This window comes from Leptolyngbya sp. ST-U4 (assembly GCF_039962215.1).
GTDB lineage: Bacteria > Cyanobacteriota > Cyanobacteriia > Elainellales > Elainellaceae > Leptolyngbya_A.
Genome location: NZ_JAMPKZ010000005.1, coordinates 1 through 14,101, shown reverse-complemented (window position 1 = coordinate 14,101; position 14,101 = coordinate 1). Strand labels below are relative to the sequence as shown.

Here is a 14,101-nt window from a genome sequence, read left to right as displayed (position 1 = left end):
ATTTGCTGGCAATAGTGATGACAATGGAATGATGCGATCGAATGCCGCGCTCCTTCTTTAGATCGTAGGCGATCGATTTTCAGTCGGGGAGGATTTGGCAAAATTCGATTCTCTCAGGCTGAGATCGGAGCGCGAGGCATCGGGGCTTGTCCCAGTTCGGTCAGGAAGCGCAGTGCTTTCGCAATATATTTCGCGCAAACATAGGGCGAGGTTTCATAGAACGATCGCCAAGCAACTCCTTTTTGCTGATCGTAGGTATCCGCAGCATCAGGGTGATGATCCAGCCAGGCGAGTCGGACGGCGTGACCGATCAGCACATCCAGCACAATGTATTCCTCGATCTGGAGGTCTGGATTGCGATCGGCGATGGCAGCTAGCTCCATCAGTGCCTCGATGTTGACCTGACGATATTCGGAAGCCTGAATGTTGTTCAGCAGATGCTCGACCCGCAGCGCAAAGTTTTTCTCGCCTGGAGTCATTTCTGCCAGCAGCACTTCACTATCGAGCCGATTGCGGCGATCGAGCTTGTCGCCAATCACTACGCCTTTGCAGTGCCGCATCACCTGCCACACGCTGGGATAAAACCCAGTGGGAACGCGATTCAGGGCCCCGTCTCGCTGCCGCTGCTTCCACCAGTCGATCGACTGTGCCGGAGCTTCTACATTTGCCTCAGCGGAAATGACCCATTCGATTTCCTGGGTTTGGCGAACGTGCAGCGATTCTTGCTGAAATAGCGACTGGTTCAGCGTGTTGTAGCCTGCGAGAACCTGCATCAGACGCAGCTTAATCTCAAACGGACTGAGGCGCATCAGCCGCTCGTATGCTTCGTCTTGCGTGATTTGCTGCTCGCGTGCCAGTTCGGTGGTAATCAGCAGAATCAGATAGCTCACCCGCAGTGTCAGTAATCCTTTAAAAAGCTGGGGATCGGTCTTGATCAGCACACTGAGGTAGATTAGGATTTCCTGGGTGAGCGGACGCTCGCGCACGTCGCTGCTGCAAAAGTGCTGAATCTTGTCCATGATGTCCGTCGCAGGGAGGGGACTGGTGATTAGCGAAGCTTCGGTATAGGCCTTGCCCACCGAGATTTGCTTGCCCCGTACCAGGATATCGGTGACCGCATCCGAGAGGCTGACATCAACTTTGTGCAGCAGCCCGGCAACGCGCCGAATGACTGCCCAGAGCTGAATCTGACTGGCTTTGCTGTAAACCTCATCCAACAGCATCGCGATCGTCACAGGCTGACCCGAACCCCCCAATCCTGTGTCAAAGGTGAGATCACACAAATTGCTGAGATTTTCCAGCAAATCAATCTGCTCATACAGGTTCACCGACTGCTGCAGCAAATCAAGCAATCGTGGAATATTGGTTTCATAAGCCAGCAAAAATTCCTGCGTATTGCTCAGGGGCGCATTGCGATCGGGATAGAACGTTAGGTAATACTGTGCCGGAGCTGCATTTTGCACTGATGCCTCAGCAAACTCAAAGTCGTGCAGAAAATCAACCCGCTCCATGCCTGCGGTCAGCATCATTTGTTTTAAGTCGCTGAGCTTGACCGGAACGCCGTTGCAGCTTCCTTCCTGTAATTCCCGCAGCAGCTTGAGTAGGGGAGAAGATTCAGCAACCCCGTCGGGCGATCCCTGCGCTCCCTCGGTCTGGAACATGGCGTGGGTCAGCAGCAGTGTCATCGTCGGTCTACCGAGCTGGTGCCAGTGTCGCTGAATGTAAGCCAGTTCGCCTTTGATCTGCGCCACCAGAAAGTGATAGTCCAGCGTTAAGTAAAACTGCTGCGGATCGAGGAAGGCAGGCAGGAAGACGATCGTTTCCCCTCGAACCTTGAAAATCCGCGAAGTCGTCATGCTGCGAAGCCGCCGAACCGGGCGACCCGTGAGCTTCAGCTTGTCATTGCGTCCGATCTGGGAATAGACACGAGACAGTTCCTCTGCCCGTCTGACTTGAATGGGGGCAACTTGTGCTGGAGTTTGGGTGGCGATCCCATAGGTGGCTAGCTCTGCCTGAAGCGTTTCGTCTTCGGTCAGCAGCGCAATTTGCACCAGGGGTTTCTGACGCTTGCCCGACTGCCGATGCCGTCCGAGGGGGTCAATATCGCCGATCGCAAGCAGCCCTTCCCGAATCATCTGCCCCAGCAAATAGAGGCTTTGTGCCCAGACCAGCGGCACGTTTTCATTCGGCAAACGAGTTTGACTGTGGGGAGTCGATCGCTCTGCTTCGATTTTGTCCGCAGGCACGTAATAAAGCTCTGGCAACAGCTTAAAACCGTTTTGCTCGATCAGCAGCGGCTGAAGTTTCTGGTCATAGCGTTCCGCCTGTTCCCGATCGTCGCGAAACAGCGCGTCCAGCAGGAGATAGGTGAAAAAGAGGGGCCACTCGCACTCTATATGCTCAAACTGCTTCAGCTCTTTCGGCTCGTAGTGCAGCCGAGTCACATCTTCAATAACAGTTTGGTGTCCATCGCGCAGGAACCGTTTACAGCCATAGTTGCCTTGCAGCTTAGAAATCACGTTGTCGCGGGTGCGATCGACCAGAGTTCTGTCTTCGATCGCAAATGCTGGAAAGCCGATCACGCTCAGCAGTGCCCCATCCACTTCCTTGGAAGCCGATTCTCTGGGCAGCAGTGAGTCCAGCGTAATTCGTGCCCTGGCGATCTCATCCGGCAAGACGTGAATCACCGAAGCCTGACTGCCACGCACACCAAACAGATCGAGTCCATTAATGGCTTCCAGGGCTGCCTTTGCCATGCCGATTGAGCTGGCGTTGAGTTCGGGCTTGCCGTGGTTCATTTTGTTGCCGCGTTCCCAGATGCCATAGTCCGGGGTACGGTAGGTGCGACCGATGTAATACACCAGATTTTGAATGAAATTTACTTCATCAATCGTGAAGACAATTTGCAGCCCGGAAACCGTCATTTGCGCCAGCATCAGCAAATAGAGCGACGTGGCATCCAACTGAAGATGTCCCCAGCCGTCATCCACCACCACCACATCTGCAGTCTGGGTGTCGTATTTGGCGTGCAGCGCGTCAAGCAACCCCTGCGATACTTTGAATTTTTCGACTTTGTGCGCCTGCCGCATCATGGCAAACAGCAAGCCGCGCATCAGTTTCACGACGCTGTATTCTAGCTCATACGCCCTGCCACGATCGTCATTCACCTTGCGGTATGCCAGTCCCAGCCCCCAGACCGCCAGAATGCTGTAAACGTTGTCGCGCACCCAGGCATCGGTATAGTTGCCATGAGCAGTAATGGCAGTGCTAGCAGGCAAAAGTCCAGTCACCGGATGCTGGCGATCGAGAATAACGGCGCAAATCTCTTGATAATAGGCATCCAGGCGACTTTGGAGCGCAAGATCATCAGTCAGATGAGCAGAGGTAGTCAGATGAGCAGCCATAGATCCTCACAGGTTTCCGGGAGAACAATTCTGAAGGGCGTAGAAGACAGCAGCGGAGATAACCAAAGCAGGTAGCTTCAATCACAGGCATTCTTCAATCACACGCATTACGGAACAAGAGCCAGGCAAGGGGGAAAGATAAATTCTCCTTACTTTGCTGAGTTGCCCTCAAAAAAGTGCTTGCAGTGTTTCTCTACTCATGAGGAGAAGTACTGATGCAGTTAATAAATTCTTAATGATCATACTCTGTGCAGATGCCAGAGTGAAACCGTGCTGGCTATCGCCTCATTCAATCCTTAACCTTAATTCTGCCGAGAGGATAGCAAAGCCGATACGAAATCTGAGTAATTTCTCAGAATCTTCACGGAAACAAAGCCCCCTATAATTGGAAGGCATTAAATTCTGTCGTCTTCCCCATGCCTGACCTGCTCCAAGCTCCCAGACGATCGACCGTGTTAGGGTTACCAATCCACTTGGTTTCCGACTATCCGGGCTGGCTACTGTCCCATGCAAAACATCATTGCGGCGTTCATGTCGTGACGCTGAATGCAGAAATGGCAATGCAGGCAGAGAAAACGCCCGACCTGGCAGCGGTGATCCGCAAAGCAGAACTTGTGATTCCCGATGGCTCTGGAGTCGTCCTTTATCTGCGGCTACGGGGTATGAAAGTGCAGCGATGTCCTGGCATCGAGCTAGCAGAAAAATTGATCAATCAAATGCCGCTGCTAGGGTCAGAAGGCACAGTTTTCTTTTACGGCGGTGCGCCCGGAGTGGCCCAAGCCGCAGCCGATCGCCTTCAACAGCGCATTCCCGAACTTAAGGTCGTCGGCGTTCAGCACGGATATTTATCGGCAGAAGAACGATCGCAGCTCAACGAAACCCTCCAACAGCTTCAGCCGCGCCTGATTCTTGTGGGCTTGGGCGTCCCCCGGCAGGAACTCTGGATCGCTGAGCATCGCTATCTTTGCCCTGATTCGATCTGGATCGGCGTCGGTGGCAGTTTTGATATCTGGTCTGGCAAAAAGACCCGCGCTCCAAGATGGCTGGCAAATAACCATTTGGAGTGGGTCTATCGGCTATATCAGGAACCCTGGCGATGGCGACGGATGCTGGCTCTGCCAAAATTTGCCCTGCGTGCCCTGCTCGATCCGCAACGGTAATTGGAACAAGTCGCTTTTCAATTCGGGGCTGTCGTCTTACCTTGAACCTGGAATTGCCTCTGGTTTGGGTCTGAGGCTTCGTAGCCCCCTAAATCCCCAGTCCTGGGGAACTTTGAGATTCGGAGCAAGGGAAGTTCGCCCCTAATGCCTTCATCCAATTCACGATTCTTGAATCTCGCTCCCAAGCTTTTTGAGCGGTTCGGAAGTCCCCCAAAGTTGGCCTATTTAGGGGACATAGGAGATTTGCAGCTGAGTCGAGAGTGTGATTGGAGATTGTTTAACACAAGCTTAAACCGCAGTCAGTTCCTTGGGTTCCTTCGGTTCTTTAGAGTCGATCGGGGCAGTGAGAGCTTCCTCTAATGGAGCCGCGCCCAAACGCTGTTCCAGAATATTCATTACTTCCCGGCCAAAGTCGTTTGGGTTTTGTTGCCATGCCTGGAGGCAGACCTCGCCAAAGAAAGAGCCGAGCGGTTCTGGATTCCAAAGCAGCTTTTTAGCAACCCAGGGGAAGTAGATGGCAAGCGGATTGTAGCCTCGCTTCAAAATATTGTTCTTGAAGGCATACTCTTCCAGGTGCGTGTGGGGCTGGAGTCCGATGAAGAAGATAGCAGGCTCCACCTTATCTGCACCAAAGATGCGCTCCATCTCCCGGTGATAAGCGATCGTCTGACGAATGGTGTCAAACGTCTCATCAATGACATTAAACGAATAGTTAATCGAGACCAGGTCATTAAATCCGGCAGCTTTGAGATCGCGGCAGTTTTGCAGCACCGTCCGCAGGTTATAGCCCATCCGCATTTTGCGAACCAGCTCTTGGGAACCGCTCGTGATGCCGATCTCAAAATAATTCATCCCGGTTTTCACCATCAGGTCGCAGAGTTCCGGGGTTAGGTTGTCTGCCCGAATGTACGCCGCCCAGTGAATATCCGTCATGCCTGCGTCGAGGATTTTTTGCAGGAGCTCGATCGCATCATTCATAAACCGCCGTGCCGGAATAAACTGAGCATCGGTAAACCAGAAATTGCGAACGCCGCGATCGTAGAGCTGGCGCATTTCCTTCACGACTTCGTCTGCCGGATTGATTCGCACCTGCTTACCTTCGACCACGGTGTAAACGCAGTAGCAGCAGTTGTGGGGACAGCCGCGCTTGGTCTGCACCCCAATATAAAAGTCGCCTTCTTGCAGATAGTAGTCAAAATCCGACCAGATTTCCGCAATGTAGTCGTAGTTGCAGGCAGTTTTCTCTAGGGGGGCAGGCTGTTCGTGAATGAGGCGATCGCGAGGCTGGGTTTCACCCACAATGTAGCAGCGTTCGTCTGCAATATCCTGTCCATGCAGCAGCTTTTCGAGCAGAGCTTCTCCCTCCCCAACCGAGATGATCGTCCCTTTCGGCAGCACTTTGCCCAACTGCTCATAAAATACGCTGACCGCACCGCCCCCAACGACCGATCGTGCTTCCGGGCAATACTGACGGGCGCGCTTCAGCCCTCGCTGAATCAGATTCTGGTTGCGCCACAGCTCAGTCAGGTAGGATGACACCATCCGCAGTCCACCAATCGCCCCTCTCAGTTTGGTGAATGGATTGCGGGCGTAGTAGAACTCAAACGCGTTTTGCAGCGGGTTACCGCCTCGTCCGCCGACCGGAGCGTAAATCTGAATATCGCGCCAGGAGAATACCAGCAGCGTTGGCTTGAACTCGTCAATGCAGCGATCGAGCGCAGCTCCAAAATCTAGCGGCGGAATTGTTCCCAGATCGAAAATGCGCTGAGAAACGTCTGGAAATAGCTTGTGAACATGATCTGCCAGATAAACAACTCCGATCGGGAAGATGGGGTTGCAGGGCAGGCGCACGTAGAGAATGCGATCGTTCATGTGCGGGCAGTAGAAATCTGAACGGGAGGTTTATATAACTTCACGATACCACTGACTTTCTTGGGCTGCATGGATTTCCCCTAGACTGCTACTAACCGACCAACCTGAGTCAGGAAGAAGGTAAATATTAAATGTTCAGAAAGAGCGGATTAACAAAACGGATCGCTCTTTCCCAAGGCAGAGATAGGGGGATGGTAGTCGGGTTTACAGCTAGCGGGGATCAGACAGTGTTAGGGTCTAAATACTAGAAAACCTCGCTCCAACGCAGCTCAATCCTATGGCGCAAATTTTTGATCCCCTTCCTCCAGGTGCATCCGATCCGATCGTCTGCTGCTACGTAAATGCCACGAGCAGAATTCAGATTGGCAGAATTACCAATATTCCAAACTGGTATTTTGAGCGCGTCATTTTTCCCGGACAGCGGCTCGTGTTTGAGGCATTGCCACAGGCACAGCTCGAAATTCACTCTGGCGCGATGGCAAGTGCAATCTTGGCGGATATCATCTCCTGCAATCAATTGAGGATCGAAGCTGCGCTAGAGGAAGATTTGGGCATGAGCCTCAATCCTGAGGAGTCTGGATCGCATCCGAGTGAGCAAGCTCCCCTGGCAACGGCGGCAACGGCAGACTAAGTATCGACACCTGCTTTTTTCTAAACCGTCGATCGTTACAGGATGGTTGATACACAGGATGGTTAATACAAATTGATTTAGAAATCTTTGAAATCCAGGTATCTGCAAGTTCTTGTTAGGGCTGCTCAACTTTATCTTCTCCTTCGGGTCAATCACCTGGAGGAGTTTTTATTACCTGGGCACAGTGTCCAACCGCAACGCGCCCAAATCGCCTATAACTAGAGGACAGAAAACTCGAAACTGTGAAACGATCGATTCTATGCCGCAGGTTGTTCTGGTTCATCCTCAAATTCCGCCTAACACGGGCAACATCGCTCGTACCTGTGCTGCAACCAAAACCCCGCTTCATCTGGTTGGACCGTTGGGCTTTGAAATCAGCGATCGATATTTGAAACGAGCCGGACTCGACTACTGGGACTATGTGGATCTGCACTACCACGCCTCGCTAGAAGACTTTGTTGCCGAAACCCAGCAGCACCCCGGACGCTGGATTGGCTTTAGCACCTCAGGACGCTGTAGCCACCTTGAGTTTCAGTATGAGCCGAGTGATTGGCTCCTGTTTGGCTGCGAAACAACAGGACTACCGCCTCATGTGCTGGAAGCCTGCCATACAGTGGTGAGAATTCCGATGGCACATCCCAAAGTTCGCAGTCTCAATCTTTCGGTGAGTGTAGCGATCGGCTTATTTGAGGCGCGTCGGCAATTGGGCGATCTAGCGGAATAGGGCGATGTGGCACAGCGATAGATCCCAACCTTTGCTTAACAATGCCAAAATCTGTAGCAACATTTGAGCAAAGGAGGAGTGAATGGGCGGTTCTACGATCGATCCGGGGGCGGTCGAACCTGAGTTTTTGCTGTTTGTGCAGCATGGGTGGGCAGACGATAATCAGGCTGTACTGAGTCTGGCGAAGCGGCTAGTGACCGATATTACGCCGGTCGTTGCGCCTGATCTAGGGTTTATTCAAACCTGGCTTAAAATTGACCCGCTGATTGATGCAGTCGAAACGATCGCCGCCGCTCACCTTACGCCCTATCCCCAGACTCCGATCCGGATCGTCGGTCACTCAATGGGCGGGTTGATCTGGCTGGAGGTGCTGCATCGTCACCCAGAATGGTGGTCGCGGGTTCACTCGCTGGTACTGATTGGTTCTCCGGTTGGGGGTTCGGATCTGAGTCGGCTGATCGACCCCTGGCAGTTGGGAATTGGGATTGCAGCCGATCTGGGCGTGTCGCGGGTGCATTTGGCAGAGTCGATCGCCCAAAAGATTCCCACCCTGATCATTGCCGGAGATGTGGGGCAGGGAACAGACGGAACAGTGCCGATCGCCTGTATGCGGTTTGCCAATGCTCAATATGTTTGCCTACCGGGCGTCTCCCATTCTGCGCTGCGAAACCATCTAGACGTGGCAGCCACGATTCGCGACTTCTGGGTAGATACGACGATCGGCGAAACCATTCTGGATAACGACATCATCCGGCGACTGCGCGCAACTCCGGGTATGACCGATGGACACTGCGGCGACTTCGATCAGGCAGCGATCGCCATGACGCTGGCAAACGGCGGTACGATTCGCACCTGGCGAAACTGGTTTGGCATGGATTATGCCTTCCTCACTTCCCCTGAGGGAGAATGCCTCTACGCCGGATATGTCGGCTGGTTTCACGCTCAGGATCTCCGCGAAGCTCTGGAGGATATTAAAGGGGCGTATGCGATTACGCCTTCAGAGAACTGTGGAGCAACCAGGCTAGGAGGGTGAAAGTTCTGATTGTGACCCGAACTGCCCCCGCACCCCCCTATTCTGGCGGTCGGTCGGTACGATGAGAAACCTAGTTGCCTTCAAGGAGTTCAAAATCCCCCAGAATTGGGGAATTGAGGGGCAACGCAGGACTCTAAGACTCCTCAAACATCCTCCAGGAGAAATTCGGGCAAAAAGTCGAGTCTCAGGGAATCTCGTATCATGGAAAGAGTGACCTCCTGTGCGAATTCCTATGTCTGCTGTAACGCCGCTTGATGCTGATTCGATCGATTCTCCCCAAGGGAAAGCTGTAACCAAGCGCACAGGGGAAGCTGCAATCGATAGCCTCGCTGTTCCCCAAAGGGATGATAATCACCCGACCTCAACTCGCCCTTTATTAGGAATGACTCAGGCGGAACTCACAGAATGGGTTCAGCAGCAGGGTCAGCCCGCCTATCGTGGCAAGCAGCTTTATCAGTGGATTTATCAGCAAGGGGCACGATCGCTTGCGGACATCTCGGTGTTTCCCAAGCAGTGGCGAGCGACAGTTGTGGATGGGGCGATCGGGCGGTCAACGGTTCACTATCGATCGGAAGCGGCAGACGGCACGGTGAAATATTTGCTGCGGCTAGCAGACGGGCACATCATCGAAACGGTGGGAATGCCCACGTACAAATACACGGACTTACCTGGAAATTCGGCAGTGCGACGCGGCGCCAGTGAGCGGCTGACCGTGTGTGTCTCTTCTCAGGTGGGCTGTCCGATGGCGTGTGACTTTTGCGCGACCGGAAAAGGCGGACTGCTTCGCAACTTAGAAACACACGAAATTATCGATCAGGTGTTGACTGTGCAGGAAGACCTAGGGCAGCGCGTCAGCCATATTGTGTTTATGGGCATGGGCGAACCGCTGCTGAACATGAACAACGTGCTGGCTGCCATTCGATCGCTTAATCAAGACGTAGGCATCGGGCAGCGCAACATAACCGTTTCCACCGTTGGCATTCCCGGACGCATTCGTCGCTTTGCCGAACATCAGCTTCAGGTAACGCTGGCAGTAAGCCTCCATGCTTCTAATCAAGCAACGCGAGAAAGACTCATCCCCAGTGCCCGTGCTTACCCGCTTCAGGCATTACTGGACGAATGCCGCGAATATGTCAGCCTCACGGGGCGGCGCGTCTCGTTTGAATATATTCTACTGGCAGGACTGAATGACGGTCAGCAGCAGGCGATCGAGCTGGCCCACCATCTGCGTGGCTTCCAGAGCCATGTGAACCTGATTCCCTATAACCCGATTAGCGAAGCAGACTACCAGCGTCCCAGCGAACAGCGCATTCAGGCATTTGTTAAAGCCTTGCAGGACAAACACATCGCCGTCAGCATTCGCTATTCCAGAGGCTTAGATACCGATGCCGCCTGCGGTCAACTTCGTGCTTCCAAGGCAACGCTGTAGAAACCAGGGCAACGATCGCCACTACCCAAAGCGCTTGTGCGGCTACTGATTCACCTACTGATCCATCAGCAACCGCAGAAAACAAGTAGAGCAAAAATTTATAAGGAATTGAAGTCTAGTCAGGCATGATGGAAACAAAGAATATCTAGCTAACGAATTTATTTTTAAAAGCAACTCACAAACAAAATTGACCTATTCAGGAACGATCGTTCAATCTTTTCAAGGTTAAACGTGTGAATAATAAGTTTGAAGGAAAGGCTCAACGATCGCAAATCGTTTTGCAAGAACCAAACTTTATTGGATCCTGAATTGATCCTGAAATCGATCGATGAAGAAATCTTGAGAATAAGCAAAATCTTGAGAATAAACATAAGAGAAAAACAAATCTCGACCAGGAGGTAGAAAACTTGCTGACAACAGCACGCCCGGCGTAAACTTTGCTTGTACTGTTGCTCATGGACTCACTGAACCATGCAGGATATCTCAAAGGAAGATAATGCAGCGGTTTAAGAGCGCGATGTAGAAATCAATCTCGGACGCTGTAGAAATTCCTTGAGCCGCTGTGCGGCAGCTTCCTCGATCGCGTTATTGTCAGCAGACTCCCTATCAATAGCCTCCCCGTTAATCGTAAAGCCAGCCGTATTTTGAAACAGGGCACTGAAGGCGCCTGCACCCAGCCCCAACTGAGGAAACATTCGATAGCAGGGAAACTGCGCCAGATGCGATCGATAAGCTGACAGGGCATCAACGGCGATTGGTTGAAACTGCGAAAACTTTTCTAAAAACCATTCACAAACCTGTTCATTTTCTTCTGGAGAATAGGCGCAGGTCATATAAAGCAAATATCCGCCGGGAGCAACCACCCGCGCTGAATTGGCAATAATTCGCTTTTGTCGATTTGCATTTTTGTTGATGCTGACCGGATGAAAGCAGCCCGGAGCCTTGCCGCCTTTTGCTAGCAACGATTGTCCAGTACAGGGCGCATCCACGAGCACCACCTCTGCCGTTTGCGGAATTGCCTCTGCCAGCACTTCAGGGTCTAAATTTGACACAACAGCAGGTTCAATCTGACACCGCTTCAGGTTCGACAGCAGGGCACCAATTCGCTTGCCGATCACTTCATTGGACAGCAGATAATCCGGTTGCAGAGCAGCCCAAGCAAAAATACTTTTTCCGCCGGGAGAAGCACACATATCGACCACGAGGCGAACAGGAGCATTAATTACCCCCCCCTGGGAACTGCTTCGTATCGCCAGCAGCGGTGTGGCCGCAAACACTGAAGAAAAATCCAGACAGTAAAAATAGCCCGCTTTATGCAGCGAATGCTGTCCTGGTCTTTCTCCAAGCGTCAATCGATCGACAAAGGCTGCCTGCCAGAGAAGAGCAGGTTCGACGGCAAAGGGAAATGGCTCAGGACGAGGCTTTGTCCAGAGAATACAGGGCGAAAACGATCGCGGCTGAGTCAGCGCATGGATAAACTGCTGCTGTTGTTCGGCATCCGTCCAGAGTTTCTGGCTAAATTTAATCAGTAACTTAGAAGCTTCCATTTCACTTTTCGACTTCACCTTTCGATCGCTTTCGCGCTAAACATTAGCTTTCACTTTTGCACTAAGCATTGGCTCTGATTTCGCTTGCAGTTGCTGAACCGCGACCAACAGCTTTGCAGCACTTTCTTCGGCGGACAGCCCTGCAACGTCAGTCGGATGAATCACCACATCTCGCCGCTGCAGATCGTAGGTGTAGGTCTTGTCGTAGTATTCCAGGACAATGCTCACGCCTTCACTGATTTGTCCCTGACGAATAAAATCTACTGCCTGCTGAGTTCGCAGCCCACCCAACCGTTTGCGGATGCGCTCTGTTGCAGTTACGACTGCTTCGCGATCGGCTGAGCCATACACATTCGCTAGCAATGCCAATCGCTCCGATCGAGGACGAACAACTTCCAATACCTCAGCCTGATCCATCTGCTGAAACAAAGGCTCCGGAATGCAGCAGGTTCCAATTCGCTTGCTTTCTGCCTCGATCCAGATTGGGGAATCGGCCTGAAACTTTGCCCACTGCACGGCAGCCTCGTTTTCAAACTGCTCGTTTGTCGGTTGAGGAGGTAGCCCCAGCGAGCCATAGCTGCTGCCGCGATGACTGGCGATCGCCTCTAGATCAAGCACCTGAGCGCCTTGATTTTTCAGAGCCAGCAAAATGTCGGTTTTTCCAGTTCCAGTCATGCCGCCCAGAATCACGATCGGTTTAGGCTGCTCAAACGTTTTTAACGCCCAATTGCGAAATGCTTTGTAGCCGCCATGCAGGGTCGCAACCTCAAAACCCCCCATTTTGAGCACCCAGGCAACCGATCCACTTCGCATTCCACCCCGCCAGCAGTGAACTCGCACTCGGCGATCAGGGGCAAGCTGTTTGGCAGTCGCAAGAAACTGAGCGGATTTCGGTCCAACCAACTGAAAGCCTAGCTCAACGGCAGCGTCACGTCCCTCATGCTTATAGCAAGTCCCAACCTGCGCCCGTTCCTGGTCGGTAAACAGAGGAAAGCTAATTGCCCCAGGAATATGACCCTGTCTGTACTCGGCTGGACTCCGAACATCCAGCATTACCCCAGGGTGTGCTAAAAAATCGATCGCGTTTAAGCCTTGCATCAAAAGCCAAACCAGAACTCGAAGCGTGCATTTTCCAGTGTAGCGAGTTTGACTCAGCGGTCGAAAATGGGGCAATAAAAAACTCAGTAGCTGCCATATCTGCAAGACTACTGAGCCATCGACAGGATAAGTGAGAAAATGAAATGCCTTGAGGCTTAGCTGCCGTTAGTCGATAAAGCCCATCAGGGTTTCGCTATCGTCGATTTCATTTGAAGCGATCGGACGACCACCAGGCAGAAGGGTTGCAGCCAGCAGATCCGGGTTACTTGCCATGACCGGGCGACCGCCGGGCAGCGTCAGGTCATCACATACCACCATATCGCTAGCGAAAATAGGACGATTGCCTGGAAGAGCATATTCCATCACTTGCAGATGGCTTGCCATGATCGGACGACCGTTCAGAATCGTGCTAAAAACATCCATGTGGCTTGCAGCGATCGGGCGAACCCCTGCAGCAGTGAACTCTTCTACAACCTCGATCGCACCATGTATAATCGGACGATCGCCCAGGTAGCCCGTAAACCCTTGCAGATCTCCCTTAGAGTCCTCGGTTCGCACTGCCAGCTTTGAATCCCCACCATTGGTTTCCGGTTTCTTCGCCAGATCCAGCTTGCCTGCTTTTGACTCAGTCACTTCGCCGTTGCCCGCGCTCTTCTCTGCCATCGTTTCCTCCTGTACCAGTGCTTTATCTGATGGGTTACTTGGTGCGTTACTTGGTGCATTATCTGACGGATTTACCACCGCCGTTGCCTTTGCTCTGCTTCTGCGGCTTCTTCCCCCGGTCGAACCCCCCGCTGAACTTGTGCCCATTGCCTACACTCCAACCTGCGCTAAATCAGTTTGCTGAAGCTCAATCAACTAGCTTCAAGTCAACTAGTTTAAAGGGATGATGCCGATCGTGAATAAAACGATATATAAGTGCAACTTAGGCTACATTATAGGCGGAAACCATCCCTTTTCCATCGGCAGAATTTTGGCAGAACGATAGGGATTGCTAAAGCGTCCGATTACTTTTCGTTTAGACACTCGCTGAAAAGCGGACGGCGATCGTCAGCATATTGCCAGTGCATGATCAGCACCGTGTCAATAGACTTGTCGGGAAATAAGCAAGAATAGAAGGCAGAAATGGGATAAGCAAATGCTGGATATTGAACGGGTGCTGACACAAGACCGCTTGCTGCGCGCTTTAACTGGCTTGAATCG

At 52.3% G+C, this 14,101-nt stretch carries 11 protein-coding genes; 5 read left to right on the top strand and 6 right to left on the bottom strand.

Features of this window, described 5'->3' with window-relative positions; all coding sequences use genetic code 11:
- Positions 1–113: 113 nt before the first annotated feature.
- Positions 114–3,404 (bottom strand): glycoside hydrolase family 15 protein, encoded by a 3,291-nt coding sequence (locus NDA02_RS10550; protein WP_348254931.1) that lies wholly within the window; start codon positions 3,402–3,404, stop codon positions 114–116.
- 416 nt (positions 3,405–3,820) lie between these two features.
- Here NDA02_RS10550 and NDA02_RS10545 point away from each other — a divergent pair, with 416 nt between their 5' ends.
- Entirely contained in the window at positions 3,821–4,564 is a 744-nt protein-coding gene (locus NDA02_RS10545; RefSeq protein ID WP_190790813.1) for a WecB/TagA/CpsF family glycosyltransferase, read from the top strand.
- Between the two features lie 288 nt (positions 4,565–4,852).
- Here the strand turns inward: NDA02_RS10545 and NDA02_RS10540 are convergent, their stop codons facing one another.
- A complete protein-coding gene (locus NDA02_RS10540; RefSeq protein ID WP_190790814.1) occupies positions 4,853–6,436 on the bottom strand; it encodes a photosystem II high light acclimation radical SAM protein in 1,584 nt (527 codons plus the stop codon).
- A gap of 277 nt (positions 6,437–6,713) precedes the next feature.
- Between NDA02_RS10540 and NDA02_RS10535 the strand changes: the two genes are divergently transcribed.
- From NDA02_RS10535 to rlmN, 4 genes are all read left to right on the top strand, one after another.
- Positions 6,714–7,067 (top strand): DUF1830 domain-containing protein, encoded by a 354-nt coding sequence (locus NDA02_RS10535; protein ID WP_190789605.1) that lies wholly within the window; start codon positions 6,714–6,716, stop codon positions 7,065–7,067.
- A 259-nt stretch (positions 7,068–7,326) separates the two neighbouring features.
- Positions 7,327–7,791: a tRNA (cytidine(34)-2'-O)-methyltransferase gene (locus NDA02_RS10530; RefSeq protein WP_190789604.1), complete on the top strand. Its 465-nt coding sequence runs from the start codon at positions 7,327–7,329 to the stop codon at positions 7,789–7,791.
- Positions 7,792–7,873: 82 nt separating this feature from the next.
- Positions 7,874–8,824 carry an alpha/beta hydrolase gene (locus NDA02_RS10525; protein ID WP_190789603.1) on the top strand — a complete coding sequence of 317 codons (951 nt, stop codon included), beginning with the start codon at positions 7,874–7,876 and terminating at the stop codon, positions 8,822–8,824.
- Between the two features lie 382 nt (positions 8,825–9,206).
- Complete coding sequence (rlmN, locus tag NDA02_RS10520; protein WP_242067115.1) at positions 9,207–10,253, top strand: 23S rRNA (adenine(2503)-C(2))-methyltransferase RlmN; 1,047 nt, start codon at positions 9,207–9,209, stop codon at positions 10,251–10,253.
- Between the two features lie 506 nt (positions 10,254–10,759).
- Here rlmN and NDA02_RS10515 read toward each other — a convergent pair.
- The 4 genes from NDA02_RS10515 to NDA02_RS10500 all read right to left on the bottom strand — a co-directional run.
- Positions 10,760–11,800: an RsmB/NOP family class I SAM-dependent RNA methyltransferase gene (locus tag NDA02_RS10515; RefSeq protein ID WP_190789910.1), complete on the bottom strand. Its 1,041-nt coding sequence runs from the start codon at positions 11,798–11,800 to the stop codon at positions 10,760–10,762.
- A gap of 36 nt (positions 11,801–11,836) precedes the next feature.
- On the bottom strand, positions 11,837–12,973 hold the full coding sequence (gene mnmH, locus NDA02_RS10510) for a tRNA 2-selenouridine(34) synthase MnmH (RefSeq protein ID WP_242067114.1): 1,137 nt from the start codon (positions 12,971–12,973) through the stop codon (positions 11,837–11,839).
- Positions 12,974–13,063: 90 nt separating this feature from the next.
- Positions 13,064–13,561 carry a hypothetical protein gene (locus NDA02_RS10505; protein WP_348254929.1) on the bottom strand — a complete coding sequence of 166 codons (498 nt, stop codon included), beginning with the start codon at positions 13,559–13,561 and terminating at the stop codon, positions 13,064–13,066.
- 344 nt (positions 13,562–13,905) lie between these two features.
- Positions 13,906–14,101, bottom strand: a 196-nt coding sequence (locus NDA02_RS10500; protein WP_206755021.1) for a hypothetical protein, incomplete at its 5' end; no start/stop codon positions are given.

What these genes read in the sequence shown, in the direction of transcription:
- NDA02_RS10550 (WP_348254931.1), bottom strand. Translation starts at nt 3,404, where the DNA reads ATGGCTGCTCATCTGACTACCTCTGCTCATCTGACTGATGATCTTGCG.
- NDA02_RS10545 (WP_190790813.1), top strand. Translation starts at nt 3,821, where the DNA reads ATGCCTGACCTGCTCCAAGCTCCCAGACGATCGACCGTGTTAGGGTTA.
- NDA02_RS10540 (WP_190790814.1), bottom strand. Translation starts at nt 6,436, where the DNA reads ATGAACGATCGCATTCTCTACGTGCGCCTGCCCTGCAACCCCATCTTC.
- NDA02_RS10535 (WP_190789605.1), top strand. Translation starts at nt 6,714, where the DNA reads ATGGCGCAAATTTTTGATCCCCTTCCTCCAGGTGCATCCGATCCGATC.
- NDA02_RS10530 (WP_190789604.1), top strand. Translation starts at nt 7,327, where the DNA reads ATGCCGCAGGTTGTTCTGGTTCATCCTCAAATTCCGCCTAACACGGGC.
- NDA02_RS10525 (WP_190789603.1), top strand. Translation starts at nt 7,874, where the DNA reads ATGGGCGGTTCTACGATCGATCCGGGGGCGGTCGAACCTGAGTTTTTG.
- rlmN (WP_242067115.1), top strand. Translation starts at nt 9,207, where the DNA reads ATGACTCAGGCGGAACTCACAGAATGGGTTCAGCAGCAGGGTCAGCCC.
- NDA02_RS10515 (WP_190789910.1), bottom strand. Translation starts at nt 11,800, where the DNA reads ATGGAAGCTTCTAAGTTACTGATTAAATTTAGCCAGAAACTCTGGACG.
- NDA02_RS10505 (WP_348254929.1), bottom strand. Translation starts at nt 13,561, where the DNA reads ATGGCAGAGAAGAGCGCGGGCAACGGCGAAGTGACTGAGTCAAAAGCA.